Annotated in this window: 8 protein-coding genes; 4 read left to right on the top strand and 4 right to left on the bottom strand. The window is 63.0% G+C overall.

The features are described 5' to 3' along the window. Positions 1-35: 35 nt before the first annotated feature. The 3 genes from EHO51_RS11570 to EHO51_RS11580 all read left to right on the top strand — a co-directional run bounded on the left by EHO51_RS11570 (position 36) and on the right by EHO51_RS11580 (position 13,511). Positions 36-5,201: a hypothetical protein gene (locus tag EHO51_RS11570; RefSeq protein ID WP_245434566.1), complete on the top strand. Its 5,166-nt coding sequence runs from the start codon at positions 36-38 to the stop codon at positions 5,199-5,201. After that, on the top strand, positions 5,198-11,047 hold the full coding sequence (locus EHO51_RS11575; protein ID WP_124739022.1) for an alpha-2-macroglobulin: 5,850 nt from the start codon (positions 5,198-5,200) through the stop codon (positions 11,045-11,047). Before EHO51_RS11570 ends, EHO51_RS11575 begins: the two co-directional genes overlap by 4 nt. Positions 11,048-11,210: 163 nt before the next feature. Then, positions 11,211-13,511 carry a transglycosylase domain-containing protein gene (locus EHO51_RS11580; protein WP_432431909.1) on the top strand — a complete coding sequence of 767 codons (2,301 nt, stop codon included), beginning with the start codon at positions 11,211-11,213 and terminating at the stop codon, positions 13,509-13,511. A 129-nt stretch (positions 13,512-13,640) separates the two neighbouring features. On the opposite strand, the gene EHO51_RS11585 is transcribed toward EHO51_RS11580, so the two are convergent. Together EHO51_RS11585 and EHO51_RS11590 are read right to left on the bottom strand one after the other, a co-directional pair. Further along, positions 13,641-14,378 carry a hypothetical protein gene (locus EHO51_RS11585; RefSeq protein WP_124739024.1) on the bottom strand — a complete coding sequence of 246 codons (738 nt, stop codon included), beginning with the start codon at positions 14,376-14,378 and terminating at the stop codon, positions 13,641-13,643. 103 nt (positions 14,379-14,481) lie between these two features. Then, entirely contained in the window at positions 14,482-14,817 is a 336-nt protein-coding gene (locus tag EHO51_RS11590) for a hypothetical protein (RefSeq protein ID WP_124739025.1), read from the bottom strand. 1,478 nt (positions 14,818-16,295) lie between these two features. Between EHO51_RS11590 and EHO51_RS11595 the strand changes: the two genes are divergently transcribed. Next, positions 16,296-16,517: a hypothetical protein gene (locus EHO51_RS11595; RefSeq protein ID WP_124739026.1), complete on the top strand. Its 222-nt coding sequence runs from the start codon at positions 16,296-16,298 to the stop codon at positions 16,515-16,517. A gap of 107 nt (positions 16,518-16,624) precedes the next feature. On the opposite strand, the gene EHO51_RS11600 is transcribed toward EHO51_RS11595, so the two are convergent. Then, positions 16,625-17,041 carry a hypothetical protein gene (locus EHO51_RS11600; protein ID WP_124739027.1) on the bottom strand — a complete coding sequence of 139 codons (417 nt, stop codon included), beginning with the start codon at positions 17,039-17,041 and terminating at the stop codon, positions 16,625-16,627. 145 nt (positions 17,042-17,186) lie between these two features. Next, positions 17,187-17,486: a hypothetical protein gene (locus tag EHO51_RS11605; RefSeq protein WP_124739028.1), complete on the bottom strand. Its 300-nt coding sequence runs from the start codon at positions 17,484-17,486 to the stop codon at positions 17,187-17,189. Positions 17,487-17,511: the final 25 nt, after the last annotated feature.

Genomic DNA, 17,511 nt, shown 5'->3' on the forward strand with positions numbered 1-17,511 from the left:
CGCGTGGCTCTCGACTCAGGCGCGGCGCGCGGCCTATGCTTGAATCCAGCGGCGGCGCGGCCTTTCCGGCAAGTCCGCCGCTGGCTTACGGTGCGCTCATGCGGCGGATCGCGTTTTCTCTTGTCGCCGCCTTTGCAGCGTATTTTGCGCAGCCGTTGTGGCGCGCCACGCAGAGCGCCATCGCCGAGACGAAAGCCAAAACAAGCGCGATCAGCTTTACGCCAGGCGAGTTGGCGGCGGATCGCGACGGCGCGAGCCTCATCGCCGTGCCGGCGCCAGGCCGCTATGCGATTCGTGCAAAAAGTCCCTCCGGCGCGCGCATCGAACTCGTCGACATGATCGCCGGCCCGCTCGACTCAAGCGGCGCGCCTGGCCTGCGCGACGGACGCATCGACGCGTTGCTCGACAAGGGCGTCTACAAGCTACGGGTTTTCGGCGTGAAAGGCGCGAGCGGCAAGGCCACGCTCTCCGCGCAGGCGTTCGTCGAAGCCAGCCCGTCGAAGCCGACGCTCGCGCCAGGGCGCATCCAGAGCGGTGAACTCGGCGATCTGCAGCAACGCTCCTATTCCTTCGACGTCGGCGCAGAGGGTCGCGTGAGCCTGGAAGCGATCGGCCGGGCGCTCAGCGACCTGCGCGTCTGGCGTAGCGACGGCGAACTCGTCGATCTCGCCTCCGAGCAGGAGACGGTCGAAACAAAGCCGGGCCGCGCGATGAATCGACTGCGTGTTGAAGGCGCGCTGGAGCCGGGGCGCTATGTCGTCACCGCCTATGGCGGCGAAAAGCTGGTCTGGGCGCAAGGCGACGCGGGGCAGCCCTTCTTGCTGCGCCTTGAAGAGCCGGCGCTGCTCGCGGCGGGCGTCGCCGAGGGCGTGATCGGCCCCTTCGGCGCCGAGCGTTTCGGCGCGCCGGCAAGCTATGACGCCTTTCGTCTCGACCTCGCGCAGACGACGCCGGCGCGGCTTGAAGCGCGGCGCAATGAAGTCAAAGAGATTGCGACAATCTCGAAGAACAGCCGCACGCCCTCCGCGAACCTTCGCCTCGCGTCCGACGGCAAGACAAACGCGCATATTGAAGTCTCCGGCTACGAGGGTCAGGCGTTCACGCTGCGTGGACTGCGTCAGTCGGACCGCGAAACATTCGAAGCGTCTGGACCGCATCTCGTCGGCGTCGATCTTGCCGGCGACGGCGGGGACGAAGCGCCGGCGACGGCGCTCTTCGCGCGCATAGAGAAGGACGGCAAGACGCGGGTGATCGCCTCGGACGCGCCGCGCATCGGCGCCGGAAAAGCGTGGCGGGGAAAGTTCAATCTCTTCGGGCCGACGTCGATCCTCTTCGAGGCGACGCGCGATGGGCTCGTCGCGATCGATGCGAAAGGCGTCAAGGTCGACGCTTCGATCGAACCGGCGCTTGGCGCGCTGGCGCCCCGGGCTGACGGCAAGAACTCCGCGCGCTACGATCTCCAGGCGGGCTATTATTTTCTCAAGCTCGAGCCGAAGAGCGATTCCGGCGGCGTGATCGACGTGACGCTCGGCCCGCCCGGACTCTCTGTATCTGCGCCTGCGGCGGCGCCTTCACGCTCCACAATTTCTTTCGGGACGCAGACTCTCGAAAGGGACGGTTCCTATCTCATCCTGACGAATGTCGCGCCGCAGCTCTTAACCGGGCCGCGCGTCGTCGCGCTTCCCGTTGAACTCGACAAGGCGCCATTGGCGCTCTGGCAGGACGCAGGCAAGGACGTGGCGTTGCCAGTGCGGCTTCCCAAGACCGGCAAGGCGATTGCCCGCGATTGGCATAACGCCGACGTCCCGCTGACCTTCGGCGATCGAAAGGAAGAGAATGAGCAGCGCCTGGCGACAATAAAGATCGCGGCGTCAGAAAAACCGCGCGCGCTGGGCCTCATCTTCGTTCTCGAAACGACGCCGGCAAAGGTGGATGAAGCAGGCAAGCCCGCGTCCACCCCGCTTTCAGCCTCAGTCGCGCGTCCGGCCTTTTTCGATCTTGGCCGCGACGAAACGAAACGTCTGCGCTTCGACGTCGCGCAAGGCGGCCTTTACCGGGTCGAAACGCTCGGGCGCATGAAGACCGCGCTGCGCGTCGGCGCGAATGTCTCGCCGCGGCTTGGCGAAGGCGAAGCGAATGGGCCCGGCGACAATGCGCTCGTGACCGCGTTTCTGCGCGCCGGCGGCTATCGCGCGGCCGTAACAGCGAAAGAGTCTTCAGGCCATCTTGGCCTTGCCGTTTCGCCCGCGACGCTCGCGCCGACGGCGAAACTCGTCGACGCCGGCGTTGCGCGCGCGACGCTCGATTCCGGCAAGGGCGCGATCGTGCCGATCGAGATCACACGCGAGGGCGAATACCGCATCGAGCTTCTCGGCCTGAAGCAGAAATGGCGCGCGAGATTGGAGGACGCCGAGGGCTGGCCCCTCGCTGCGCCGGGCGAAATGCAGCGATTGACGCGCCGGTTCGAGAAAGGCGCCTATCGGCTGGTCGTCATGCCGAGAGACGTCGAAGCGCGCATGGTTGCGCGACTGACGCCCATCGTCGCCGCGAAGGCGCTCGAAGGCCACGGCCCGCATCCCCTGCCCTTCGGCAAAACGCAGAAAGTGCAATGGCGCGAGCCGCAGGCGCGCGATGCGCCGCGCGCCCCCGACGTCTGGCGCTTCGCGCTTTATGGCGACGCTGAGATCGAGCTTTCCATCGGCGAAGGCATGGTTGGCGAAATTTTCAAAGGCGAGAAGGAGAGCGTCGGCAAGGTTGCTGCGGGAAGGTCGTTCAAATCGAAGCTGCCTTCGGGCGACTATCGGGTTGAGGCGCGAAGCCTCGCGCATGACGATCGCCTCGACTACGAGATTTCACTCGGTTCGAAGGAATTGCAGCCGGATGCGCCGCGCGCGGTCCAACCGCCGACGCACGTCGATTTTTCTCTGGCGAATGACAGCGTCGTCGACCTTGCGAGCTTCGGAGACATCGAAACAATCGGCGTGCTGAAAGACGATAGGGGCGACGTGATCGAGCGCCTGCAGCCGCGCGCCGATGACTGGAATGTCGCGCTGTCGCGACGCCTGCCAGCGGGAAATTACCGGCTCGAACTCGAACGTCTCGGCGCACAGCCAAGCGCCCCAGTGGAGACTGAAGAAGCGCCGAGCGAGGAAACCGAAGAAGTTTCCAATGAAGGAGAAGCTGCGCAAAGCGAGGATGCCCCTCTCAGCGGCGTCGAGCTTCGCCTGGCGCTGCCCATTGAAAAGAATGACGGCGCGCTGACGTTCTCGGGCGAGAAGACGCTGAACGGCGCCGGCGCGCATGTTCTTTCCCTCGCGCCGGCGCCCGCCGGGAGTCTCGCGTTGATCGCGGCGGGCTCCGATGGCGACGTCGCCATCTCAATCGAGCGGCGCGACGCCGACGGCAAATGGCGCGCGATCGGCGTCGAGCGCGGACGCACGCCCGTCGCGGCATGGCCTGCGGGCAACGACGGCGAACTGCGCGCGGTCGTCTGGGCGATCGGCGGCGAAGACGCGCCGATCACGCTCGCCGCCCGGGCGGTCGAACGGCGCGCGCGCCGACTGGGCGAAGTCGCCCTTGATCCGGTCGACGGCGTCGCCGGGATCTGCGTCGCCAAGGTCGCAACGCCCGACGCGGCCCTCGTGACGCTGGCGACGAAGGAGGACATCGCCGCGGGTTCGATGGCGGGGACATTGTTGCGCGCGGCGCGCTCCGGACCGCTCGCGCCGCAAGCGCAGGAACTATGGCTGATGAGGCGCGGCGACTGCGCCACCCGGGTCGACGTCGCCGCTTTCGACTGGAAGGGCGCCGAGATTTCGCTCGACATCGGCGAGGGCGAACGCGCGCACCTCGTTCCGCTCGCGCCAGCCGCCGGCAAGCTGCGGCTATGGCTTGCGCGCTCCGCCTTCGCGCAGCCGGCGCTCGACGGCGGCCGCGGCGTCGGCGTGGCGAAGGGCGCGGCGCTGGCGCTTGCCGGCGACACGCCGCTCGCGCTCTGGAACGGTGAAGGCAGCGCGCCCATGCGCGTCGCGCTTGGCGCCATTGACGTCGACACGCGGCCGGCGATCAAAGGCGGCGCGTTGTTCGCTGGAATCGTCCCGCCGATGAGCGCGCAGCCTGTCGATATGGATGACGCCGCCGGGCCGCTCGCGCTCGACCTCGCCGGCGGACTCGCCGCCTTTGCACAGCCGCGCGTCGTCTTTGGCGACGGCGCCGCAACGTCGCGCATTCTGCACGGCGTCAAATCGCGCGTGCTTCTCGTCAACATGACGCAAACGCCTCAGCCCGCGCGCATTGCCCGCGAGCCGGGCGAGAACAATAGGCTCGACGCAACGCGCGCATTCACGCGCTTCTTCCCTGCGGCCGGACAGATGTCGCTGCCGCTCGAGGCGCAGCAGAATGACAAGCTGATCGTCAGCGGCGCGCAGGCGACGGTCATCTCGAACAGCGGCCGCATCTCGCGCGGCACGAACATTGCGCTCGACGGCGCCGGCGAAGCGATTATCGAGCACGGCCCTGGCCTCGTCGCTTTTTGGATCGAGCGCGCCGGCGCATCGCCCTGGCCGGCGCCGGCGGCGCGCGCGCTCAATCCGCCGCAGCGCGTGGCGCTGGAGGGCGCGGCGATGCGCTTTTCGATCAAGGGCGACAAACCTGTGCTGTTGAGAGCGACAGGCGGCGCACCGGCGATCGTCGGTTTCACGCAGAATGGCAGGCGGGAGACGCTCGCCTTCGCCAATGGCGTCGATCTTCATCGCTACATGACGCCGGGCGAAGCGACGCTCGACATTTACGCGCCCTACGACGGCGCGCTGTCCGGCATGCTCGATATTTCGACGCAGCCCGTTACCGAAGCGCATGAAGGCGTGAACGACGCGGTGGCGGTTTCGCCCGGCGCAAGCGCGCTCTTCAGCTTCGAGGTGAAGGAAGGGCGCAATATCGGTATCGGCGTGCGCGCGGAGCCCGATCGCGTCAGCGCGCGGCTCATGGATGCGCAAGGCAAGACGCTCGGCGAAGGCGTCGCGCAAACGATGACGCTCTCGCCCGGCCGCTATTTTATCGAGGCGCGCACGCCCGCCGACGCGCAGGCGACGACGATCCGTGCGGCGATCGTCGGGCTGTCGCCGCCTGTGAACGCGCCGCCGGCGGAGATCGTCGCCGAGCTGCTCGACAAGGCCGGCATGAAGAAAAGCAAGGCGCAATGATTTCGAAAGGCGCGGCGATGAAAAACATTCTGCTTCTCTCTCTCTGCGCGCTCCTTGCCGCGGCGACGCCGCTGCGCGCGGAAGCCCCGCCCGTCTTCGATCGCGCGCAACGCGCCGATGGCGCGCGCGTCGCGCCGGATCGGTTTTTGCGCGCCTATGATCCGGTGACGCTCTTCTTTCCGAGCGACACGGGGCCGAAGGCCGGCGGCGCGGAAGACACGCCGCAAAAATATGTGACGATGACCCCGCAGCCTGCCGGCGAATGGCGCTGGCTCGGTCCGCGCGCGCTGCAATTTCGCCCCGCCGACGCCTGGAAGCCGCTGTCGCGCGTCGACGTGAAGCTCGGCGCAGCGGAGACCAGACTCGTCGCGCTGCTGCCGACGCCGCGTTCCACCAATCCCGCCGAGGGCGCCGATCCGCAACTCGAACTGACGCAGATCGCCCTCACATTCGCCGAGCCGGTCGACGTCGCCGCGCTGACGCGGCTGCTCACGATCGAAATTCGTCCCGCGCCCGGCGTTTCGCCGCAAGGCGGACAAATGCTCAGCGCTTCGGCCTATGAAATCCGCGCGCTGGAGCGGGGCGAGCGCGCCGAGGAGCAGACCTACGTCATCCGCTTCCGTGAACGGATCGCCGACGGCCGCGTTGCGATCCTGCGGCTGCGGCTTTCCGACGAAGCCGGACTCGACGACCAGACCTATGAATTGCGGCTGCGCACTGCCCCGCCCTTCGCGGCGACGGAGGCGAGCTGCGGCCACGGCTGGAGCGACGACCGCGCCGAAAACGTGCTGCGCTGCGCATCCTATCTTACGACGCCCGAGAGCGGCGAAGAGGAAGGCGACGCCGCCGCCATCCCCTATGCGCCGACGAGCAAGCGGCAGCTCACGCTCTCCTTTAATGCGACGCCCGAGACGATCGACATTCTGCGCGCGCGCGAGGCGCTTCGGATCACGCCGCCCGTCGACGATCTTGCCGTCGAAACCGACGGCAGGCGACTGCGCATGGTCGCGAAATTCCTCTCGGACCAGGTTTACGAACTCTCCATCGCTCAAGGCGCGCTGAAAGACTCGCAAGGACGCGCGCTGGCGAGCGCCTTCTCGCAGCGCTTCGCCTTCACGCGCGACGCGCCGGCGCTGCAATGGGACGCGGGCTATGGCGTCGCCGAGCGGTTTGGCCCGCAACTTCTGCCGTTGCGCGGGCGCGGCTATGACCGCGCCGACATCCGCATCCACGCCATAGATCCCCTGTCGCGCGACTTCTTTCCCTTCCCGGCGCATGGCGTCGACACGAGCGATTCCGACGCGCCGCCCCTGCCCGGCAACGAGCCGAAGTCGTGGAGCGAGACCGCAAACATCGAGGCTGAGGCGATCAAGCAGCGCATCAAATCGCTCGGATCGCCCGCGGTGTCGCGACTCGTCGATCTGCCGATCCGCCGCAACGGCCCCGATGCGAAATTCGGCGTCGATCTCAAGGAGGATTTCGCCAAAGTCAGCGGCCGCGATCAGCCGGGGACCTATCTCGTCGGCCTGCGCGCGGTCGATGACGACAAGCGCCGCTGGCTGCGCGTGCAGATCACAGATCTCTCGCTCTCGGCCATCGAAGAGCCGACGCGGGTGCGCTTCGCGGTCACGTCGCTGTCGACGACGCAGCCTGTGAGCGGCGCGCAAATCCGCGTCGAAGGGATCAAGGACGAAAAATTCGTCACGCTGGCGAGCGGAACCACCGACGCTTCGGGCTTCTTTTCCTGGACGCCCGACAAGCGCGGCGCCGGCGAAGCGCGCCGCATCGTCGTGAACAAGGGGCTCGATACGCTCGTCATCGACCCCAACAGCGCGCCCTCGGAATATTCGCGGGAAATCTGGTCGAAGCCGGAGTCGGAATGGCTCGCCTGGACAAGCGAGGCGGACCAGCCGCGCGCCGAAAAGCCGCGCACGCTCTGCCATCTCTTCTCGGAGCGGCCCATTTATCGGCCGGAAGAATTCGCGCACATCAAGGGTTTTGTGCGCAGCTATCGCGGCGGGGCGCTGAGCCTGACGAAGACCGGCGGAACGCTTGTCGTGACGGGACCCGCCAATCAGGAATGGCGCATTCCGGTGAAGCTCGACTCCGCCGGCGGCTTCTATCACAAATTCGACGCGCAAACTCAGGCGACCGGCGACTATTCAGCGCGGTTTGAACCGGATGCGCCGAAAAAGTCGAAGAAGGCCGAAGCGCAGAAGAGCGAAACGGAAGAAGCGGCCGAGGGAGAGAGCGAAGCGACGGAGCCGGCTCAGGACATTTCCTGCGGCCAGTTCACCTTCAAGAAAGAAGCCTATCGGCTGCCGACGTTTGAGGTCGTGCTCAATGCGCCGCAGACCGTTGCGCTCGACGGGACCTTCGACGTCGACCTCCTTGCCCGTTATTTCGCTGGCGGGCTTGCAGCGGAGCGCCCCGTCAAATGGCGGGCCGCGCAATTTCCGCATGTCTTCACGCCGCCGGGGCGCGAAGGCTTTCTCTTTTCGACCGACGCGCGTTTCTCCGGCGACGGCAAGTTCAAGTCGACCGCGGTGCTCGAGCGAGATCAGCGCACCGACGCCGGCGGCGCCGCGCGCATGACCTTCGACACCGCGATCGAGCCGACGGCGCAGCCGCGCCGCTACTCCATCGAAGCGACGGTGACCGGCGACGACGGCATAGAAGTGCGCAACGTGCAGAACGTCATCGCGCTGCCGCCTTTCGTGCTCGGCGTGAAGACGCCGCGCTATGTGGAGCGTCCCGGCGCGGTGACGCCGGAGTTCATCGCCATTGACGGCAAGGGCGACGCGGTCGTCGGTCTGGAGATGACGCTGCGGCTCATCAAGCGCAACTGGATTTCGACGCTGCAGGCGTCCGACTTCGCCCAGGGCGCGGCGAAATATGTCACGCAGACGCAGGACGACGTTCTGATCGAACGCAAGGTGACGAGCGCCAAGGAGGCGCAGAAGGTCGAATTGGCGACGCGCGACGCCGGCGTCTATGTCGTGCAGCTCGAAGCCTATGACAGGCTCAAGCGCCGGCAGCAGGTGAGCGTCGACTTCTTCGTCGGCGGCGATACGCCTGTCACTTTCGCGCGGCCGCCCGCCGAATCCGCGACGATCACGACCGACAAGGACAAATATGCGCCGGGCGAGTCCGCGACGCTCATCATCCAGTCGCCGTTCCAGAACGCGCGCGCCCTCGCCATCGTCGAACAGCCGAACGGCGTCTACGACTATGAGTTCGTCGACATCGCCAACGGTTTCGGGCGCTATACGCTGCCGGTGAAAAAGGAGCAGACGCCAAAGCTCGCTGTGCATTTTCTGATCATGCGCGGACGGTTGAAGGACGCGCCGCCGCAACCGACGGCGAGTTTCGACCAAGGCAAGCCTGTCACCATCGCCGCGACGAAATGGATCGAGGTGACGCCGGTCAAGAACATCGTCAATGTGAAGATCGAACATCCGGCCAAGGCGCGCCCGGGCGACACGGTCGAGGTCGCGCTGCGGCTTTCCGACGACGCCGGCAAGCCGCTCGCCGGCGAAGCGACCTTCTGGATGGTCGATCAGGCGGTGCTGTCGCTCGCCAAGGAACGCCCGCTCGATCCCCTGCCCGACTTCATCGTCGAGCGCGAAACCAAAATGGCGGCGCGCGACACGCGCAACATGGCTTTCGGCGTCATTCCGCTCGAAGAGATCGCCGGCGGCGACGGCGACGAACTGCAGGAATGGGGCGCCGAGAACAATATCTCCGTGCGCAAGAATTTCACGCCCGTGCCGATCTATCTGCCGAGCGTGAAGATCGGCCCCGACGGCGTCGTCAAAATCAAGGTGCAGCTTCCCGATACGCTGACCGTGTTCAAGCTGCGCGCCAAAGCGGTCAGCGGGCCGGATCGCTTCGGCGCGGCCGGCGGCGAAATGCTGATCCGGCAGGCGCTCGTCGCGCAGCCGGCGCTGCCGCGATTCATCAGGCCGGGCGATTCCTTCGATATCGGACTTGTCGCGCGCATCGTCGAAGGGCCCGGCGGCGCCGGCAAGGCGTCGATCACGGCGCCGGCGCTGAAGCTCTCGGGCGAGACCAGCCGCAAAATCGAATGGGCGCAGAACAGACCTGTGCGGATCGATCTGCGCGCGGCGGCTCCGGCGCAACTCGACGGCGACGCGACGCTCGGCTTTCGCATCGAGCGTGACGCCGACCGCGCGAAAGACGCGGTCGAAATCGCCCTGCCGGTGAAGCAGGATCGCGAAGCGACGCGCCGCTTCGAATTGGTCGAGATCGCGCCCGGCGAAACCAAAACGCTTGCTCCTGCTGGCGAGCAGTCGCGGCCGGGCAGCTTCTCGCGCGAGACGATCGTCGCCGCCGATCCGTCGATCGTGAAGCTCGTCGCCGGGTTGAACGCGCTCGTCGAATATCCTTATGGCTGCACCGAGCAACGGCTGTCGCTCGCGCGCGGCGGTCTGGCGCTGAAGAGCTTCGGGCCAATTCTCGCGGCGGCGGGGCTTGAGGATCGCGTCTCCGCCAATGTGAAATCGACGGCGCAAATCATCGACCAGTCGATCGACGCCGACGGGCTCGTCGCCTTCTGGCCGCGGGCGCGCGGCAATGTCTCGCTGACCGCCTGGTCTTATGATTTCCTTGCGCGGGCGGAACGCGCCGGCGAGCCGATCGACAAGGCGCTTCTGGGTCGCCTCGCCAATATCCTGAAATTGTCGCTGCGCTCCGATTATCCGCGACTGCTGTCGGGCGATGAATTGCGCGAGCGCGTCGAGGCGCTTTCGGCGCTTGCCGAAGGCGGCAAGCTCGACGACTCCTATGTCGCGGAATTTTCGCGCCGCGCCGACTTCCTGCCCAATATCAGCGTCGCGCAGATGGCCTCCGCCGCCGCGCTTCTCCCCAATGTCGATCAGCGCGCGCTCGCGTCGCTGATCGATACGATGTGGAGCCGCGTGAAATTCGCCAGCCGCAATGGCGTGCAGGTCTATGCGGGACAGGCGGCGGAGAGCGCTTCGCCGATCATTCTGCCGTCCGAGACTCGCAGCCTCGCTGAAATGGTGCGCGCCGCGGCGCTCGCCGCCTCGGGCGATCCGCGCGCCAATGCGCTACGCGACGCTCTGCTGCGGCTTGGCGAAAGCGACGGCTGGGGAACGACAAACGCCGACGCCGCCGCCATCGAAGCGCTGGCCGAGGGCTGGCGGCGGCCGACCGCGTCGATCGGCGTGACCTTCAACGATGGCGGACAGGATCGCGCGCTGACGCTCGACGCCAATACGCCTGTCGTCCGCCATGTCTCCAGCAGCGACGCGCCGCTGAAGATCGCCAACGGCTCCAACGCGCCGCTCGTCGCGATGATCGAGACAAGCTACATGCCGGCGGAGCCGGGCGCGAAGGCTCAAGCGACGAGCGACGGCTTTACGATCACGCGGCAGGGCTGGCGCATCGAAAGCGGCAAGGCGCCGGAAAAGATCGAAGTTCGCGACGGCGTTTTGCAGGTGAAGCAAGGCGACCTCATCGAAGAGACGGCGGAAGTGGTCAATCCCGAGGATCGCACGCATATCGCGATTTCGATCCCGCTCGCGGCGGGCTTCGAGCCGCTCAATCCCAATCTCGCCACGGCGCCCGCCGAAGCGCAGCCCTCAATGGCGCCGACGCTGCCGCCGACATGGGTCGCCTTTGGTGATGACCGCGTGTTCTACGCCTATGATTCGCTTCCCAAAGGAACCTATCGCTTCGCCTTTCGCCTGCGCGCACAGACGGCGGGCGCCTATACGCAGCCGCCAGCGCTTGTCGAAGCGATGTACAAGAGGGGCCTTCGCGCGACGAGCGCCGGAGCGCGACTGGAGATTGGGAAGTAATGACTGTTGGCGATCCTGCGCCGACGCGCCCCTTCTCCCGCTTGCGGGAGAAGGTGTCACGCCGAAGGCGTGACGGATGAGGGCCCTCACCCGACCCCGCTTCGCGGGGCCACCCTCTCCCGCGTGCGGGAGAGGGTTCGCGCGCCTTGCAATAGCTCTGCCTGTGATTTCATTAATTTTATGCGCCGCCTGGCTCTCGCATGCGGCGCTGTCGCGCGCCGAACTCGTCGCGCCGCGCGCCAGCGCCATCGTTTATGACCGCAACGGCGCCTTTCTCTCGCAGATCGGCGAGAAGATTCGCGACCCTGCGACGAACACGACGCACGTCGACTATGGCTACTGGCCGCTCGCATCCATTCCGCAGCGCATGGCGCGCGCGACGCTCGCTCTCGAAGATCGCCGCTTCTACGATCATTCCGGCGTTGACGTCCGCGCGCTGCTGCGCGCCGCATGGCGTAACCTGACCTCGCGCGGCAGACGCGAAGGCGCCTCGACGATCGCCATGCAGGTCGCGCGCATGCAGGGCGAGCGGCCGCGCTCATTCGCCGAAAAGCTGGCGCAGGCCGCGACCGCGCTCGCCATCATCGCGCGCAATGGACATGAGGCGACGCTGGCGCATTATCTGCGGCTTGCGCCCTATGGGCTCAACGGACATGGCGTCGCCTACGCGGCGCGTTTTTATTTCGACAAGCCGGTCGAGGATCTTTCCTGGGCGCAGGCGGCGCTGCTCGCCGCCATCCCGCAATCGCCGGGACGGATGAACATCACACGCGAGAGCGGCCTCGTCCTAGCGACGGCGCGCGCGCGTCATGCGCTCGTGCGGCTCGAAGAAGAAGGCGCGCTCGACGGCGCGCAGGCGGCGCTGGCGCGCGCAGAGCTCGATCATCTGCGGCCGCTCGACGCCAAACGCCGCCCCGAAACATTGCATCTGGCGCTGCGCTACGAAGCGCTCGCGCATGAAGGCTTGGCGCGGCCGGTGGCGGAGGGCGATCGGCGCATCAATGCGACGATCGATCTGGCGGTCGAACGAGACGTGCTGCATCTCGCCCGCCGCTATCTATCGAACTTCCGCCGCCGCGGCGCCCGGCAGGTCGCGGTCATGGTCATTGAGCGCGGAACAAACGCCGTCATCGCCGATGTCGGCTCCTCCGACTATAACGACCCACAGGCCGGGGCCTTCGATTTCACCCGCGTGCGGCGTTCGCCCGGTTCGACGCTAAAACCCTTCATCTATGCGCTGGCGTTCGAGCGCGGCGCTCTCAAGACCACGGATCTCTTGAACGACATTCCCGAAGGCGCCTCGGGCGTATCGAACGCCGACGGGCTCTATCTTGGGCCGCTGACGCCGCGTCAGGCGCTCGCCAATTCCCGCAACGTGCCGGCGACCAATCTGCTGCGGCGCGTCGGCCTCGAGGCGAATTTCAGCTTCCTTCGCGACCTCGGCCTGCATGATCTCGAAACGCCGGCGGAGAGTTTCGGGATTTCCATGGCGATCGGCGCCTTGCCGACGCGGCTCGAGGATGTGATGCGCGCCTATGCGGCGCTCGCCGACGACGGGATCATGCGCGACCTTGCGTTCACGCGCGACGAATCGCGACGTCCGGCGCGGCGCGTGCTCTCGATCGACAGCGCGCGGCTGATCGCCTCGATGCTCGCCGATCCGCAGGCGCGGCTTCCGTCCTTTCCGCGCTACGGGCCGCTTGATTATCCGTTCGCCGTCGCCGTGAAGACCGGAACGTCGCAAGCCTATCGCGACGCCTGGACGATCGCCTTCTCGCACAAATTCATCGTCGGCGTGTGGCTCGGCCGCGGCGACGCCGGCGCGATGCGCGCGATGACGGGCGTGTCATCGGCGGCGCGGCTCGCCCACGCCGTGCTCGTAAAGCTCCATGGCGCGAAGCCCGGAGACATCGCGCCGGAAATTTTTGCGCCGCCGCCGGGGCGCATCGCCATCGATCTCTGTCGCGCGGGAGATGGCGCCGACTGCGCGCAAACGCTGCGCGAATGGGTGAAGCCGGAGGACGCCGATTGGAGCCAGACGCAAGATCCGCGTCCTCAACCTGAGGAGCCGCAAAGCGGCGTCTCAAAGGATCCGGAAACAGCGCTCTGCGCGCCGTCCGCCTTCGAGGCGCGCCTTTCCGGCGCTCCGCAGGGGGAGAAAGCGGATCGGGCGTGCGACTCGCCAGCAATGAGCGTCGCGCCGCTCGTCATCGCGACGCCGGAGCACAATACGCATATCTGGCGAAACCCGGAGCAGCCCGAGCGCTTCAACCGTCTCGCGTTGAAACTCGCGCCCTCAGGCGCAGATGCGCAGATCGTCTGGACGATCGACGGCGAACCTTTCGCCACGGCGCAGGCGAATGAGACCGTGTTCTGGCCGATGACGCCCGGCAGACATCGCATTCAGGCGCGGCTGGCGCTCGTCCCTGTCGCGTCGCGCGCGGTGAAGGTTGTGATCGAGTGACTCCTGAGCGTCCCTCGTCTTCATTTCTCGATTGGCGTTGGTAGCGACGAGCTTGAACTGCGGGAATTTCTGGTCGCCTGAATCGAGCTTGCCGTTGTGGTTGGTGACGCTCATCGCGAACGAAACTTCTTACTTCGGCCGCGGAAGTCCCGGCCCCGCCTTCATGAGAGCTTCGCGCTCATAGGCAGAATAGGTATCGCCCTCTCTAAGCTTGCTAGGCGATTCTTCTGTTATGAGAACCCCTGACTTCTCGCGCGTCATTTCGTAAAGAGAGCGAAACCGAAGGTAAGGAATGTCTGGGTTTCCATCTGGTTCGAAGCAGCGAGCCTTAGCCGCCGAATCCCTAGCCTTCCAGTCTACCGGGCGATAGGCGTGAACGTCGACGAAGTGATCCATGCGATCGAACTCATCTTGAAGACGAGGCGCGCGAAACGGCTGCACAGGCAGCTGGGTATCTATTACAATTCTTGTATTGAATTTGAAATATTTTATTTGGCACTGCTCTCGAATCCCTTCTATTTTACGGTAATCCTGAGTTAGTATGTTTTTGAAAACACAAAATTTACTGTTTTCTCCGACGACAATATACGCCAAATCCTTGGAGTTTGATACATCCTGGACCGAGATAACGTTGTTCTCTCGCTTGAACTTGATGTCCGAAAATTTGGTCGAGTAATTAGGAGCGCCCGGCGGCGCAGAAAATCGGTTGAGAATCTGGTAATCCGAACTACACTCGTAGGATTCTGGATCGCGGCCTCTAAAGGTCTCCGCCGCGCTGGCCGGAGCCGCGCTCGCGACAACCATCGCGGAAAGCAAAAGCGCACCGAGGCGCTGCCAGCCCCGAGCGGCAGACAATGATTTGCGCAAATATGTGTTCAAAGGCCTCAAGCAAACCTTCCCGCGATTCCGCCGCTAAACGGGGCAGGCATGGCATATAGTCACGGAAACAGTAACGGCGGCGCTTTGGCTGTCAAGCGGCTTTCGAGAAAGTAAAGCGGGAACTTTTTACTTGTGACGATCTTGTCGAGATTGACCGGCCGCCGGTCTTGTCGATCAGCGTCGTGACCTTGGAGCCGTCGCCGTTGACGACAGTCGTCTCCGTCTGACAGTGGTCGATGACGGCGTAGCTGTCGACATCCCGCGAGAGCGTGCGGGACTTGCCGTCCGCCGAGGTCACGGAAATCGTCTCGCTCGCTAGCGAACCGTCCGGATTGAGCGCCTTGTTTTTGAGGGTCACGGCGCTATTGGCGTCCGTCGCCGTCGTCGAGCGCAGGGCGGCGCCCCTAGCGTCGTAGACGAGAGTCACCGTCGCCGCCGTTCCCCTCGTCCCGTTGGTGCGGGTGAAAATCGTCTGGCCGTCGATCGATGAACATTTAACGTGAGGCAGTCATTAGAATCCGAAAGATCAGTAGCAGAAGAACACTCGAGATAGCTAAAGGCGTCCAGATATTCTCATAAGCATCTACAAGCTGACAATTTAGTGCATTTCTTTTATCGCATATCAATAAAACGTTTTCGCCAACATTTATGCGAAGATAGCCAGCATTAACTTTCACAGTTAACTGCTTATCTCCAGTAGAATACCGCACTAGTAACTCATATAAGTAGTTATTGTCGCTGTATAATTTACCTTCACACTGAAGCACAACTCCTTTACATTTTTTCCAATTTCGTGACCGGAAATAGTAAGTAACAATTCTGTGCCAAGACCATACGAGGCCCACTGACGCAAAAATGAGGAAAGCAACTAGTTGCAGCTCATTGGACAATTTGGATACTCTCTCATTCCGCTTTTTATCTGGCGAAGCCAGCGGAGAATTTTGCTGTCACTGGCCAAATCGCGTCGGAACTCGCCCAATGAACGGCCACCGAATCTCAAGGCAGGACTTTTCTCACTTGGATATGTCAGCCATCGTCATCCTCCAAATCAGCAGGAATTCCGGCGGAGCCATACAGCGTGGCCGGATCGCCGGCTTCGTATTCTCGAATTGTCGTTTCGAAAAATTCTGCCAAACTATTGCGCAGATCGCGCGTGTCTCGCCCGCCAACGACGTTTTGGTAATTCCAGCGTCCCGAACACGTCGTGATTTCGCTTAACATATGCGCTTGCGTCCACATCATGTGCAGCGGATCGCCAGGGGTGACGCGTCAGCCGCGCATAGCCATCCGGCCAGCCAGGCTCGGCAAGCAGCGAACCGCATGCCTGCAAGCGCTCCCTATTCGCCAGCTCAAAGAAAGGCGGCCGGTCAGTGAGCGCTGCGCGGAACCTGTAATATTGAGGCGCCTTGGGTTTTCGTCCGCGCATGCGCCGAGTCTCCACTGCAATTTCAGCCGCCTGCATCATGCGCCGCCCTTGCCGGGCAGATTGCCGTCGCCGTAATCATTGCCCAAGGAGGAGCTCCCCCAAGCACTTAGTTGACATTTAACCGAGGAACAAATGCGCCATCGTGTACTTCACAAATAGTCTCCTCATCGGAAGGCCTGTATAATATATATTTGTACATATCGAGAAAGATATAGTATTCCATAGAATCCGCTATGATTAGCAGCGCAGCGCTGTGATCGCCAAGATACACATCATGGAGGTTTTTGAACGCTGTTTTTAGTAGCGTATTCCAATATTTATCGATGACGTTCGTCATAATTATTGAATTTATTAGTTTTCCAGATCCGCCTGGAATGTAGCAGACCAGGTAACGATGGCCAGCTTTGAGCTTTAGTCCGGCCACATCCTCCTTACGGCTGACGTCGACTGTGTTAGGATACGCCATTAGAAGCTTTCCAATGTCGATTTCGAGAGCGTACAGCAAAACGCCTGCGACCAACACCATTGATCCAAGAGTAGAGATCATCATTTTCATGTTCTATCATTCCGACCCGACGCCGTCGGCGTCGCGGCTGAGTTTGATCTCCACGCAGAAAGAAACGGGCAGCTTCTGCTCGCCGGGCGCGATGGTTTGGGCGATGAGCGGCTCCGACCAGAGCGAGTCGGAACTCGCCCAATGAACGGCCGCAGTGTCCTTCGTCGCGTCAACGACCGCGGCTTCCCGGTGAAAGTGATCTGTGATGCCATATCTTGAACTACCATTCAGGCACGGTATCACGCTCGCCACTTACATATTGAATGCATCTTGGTCAAGAATATAATCGAAAAAGATTATACATGCGACGTTAAACCAAACCACCAGCCCGAACGTTAGAGCCGGAAGTAAGCTTCCTCCGTTACGCTGAGCGAGTGCATTCTTGATAGTCACATATAATACTGCCAAATTACTAATAGGACAAAGTAAAATCACGGCGATAACATCGGTAACTACAAACACTGGGCTTGGAGCGACTCCTTTGAATTTCTCCAACTCATCGCTAAAGCAAAATACAATTCCAAATAGGTAGCCGCATATTAGTAACCAAGTTGCAATTATCTTTAAAGCTCTTGGATCAGCCCCCAACAACTCCTGTGGCCAAACATAAAGAGCCGTCGCTACGGCAGCGATTGAGAGGTGAACAGTCAGATACATAAAAATAAACAACTTTTAGGTCCGTCAATTAGCGCTTCTAGAATTCGTTTTCGAATCCACCTGTTTCGGATTCATGATCGTCGAATACTGGGATCACCCGACCAAAAAAGCCTGTCTCCCAGTCGACGAAATCAAAGCTGGCGCCCAAAGTTTTTAATTAGCGCGCCAAGCTAAGCATAACGGCTAGCCAGAGTAACCCGAGACAAAAAAACTCTCCAACAGATATAGCTGTAAATTTTACAAGGACACGTGCATCGTTAACAGAAATTCCGAACTGAGCGGCAATGCGCTCGGCGCTTTGAGAAAACATAGCGCGTGAATACAAAAAATACACTTGGTAGAGCTTCGCTCTGTCGCCCTGACATTCTTTTATCGCAAGCCTGCTGTTCAAAAACCAGACGCCTATCATTATAATGCCAGCGCCAAACAGATATATTATGTTGGTCAGATCACTCATAACGACCTCTCACCGCTTAAAAATA

The organism is Methylocystis rosea (assembly GCF_003855495.1).
Taxonomy (GTDB): domain Bacteria; phylum Pseudomonadota; class Alphaproteobacteria; order Rhizobiales; family Beijerinckiaceae; genus Methylocystis; species Methylocystis rosea_A.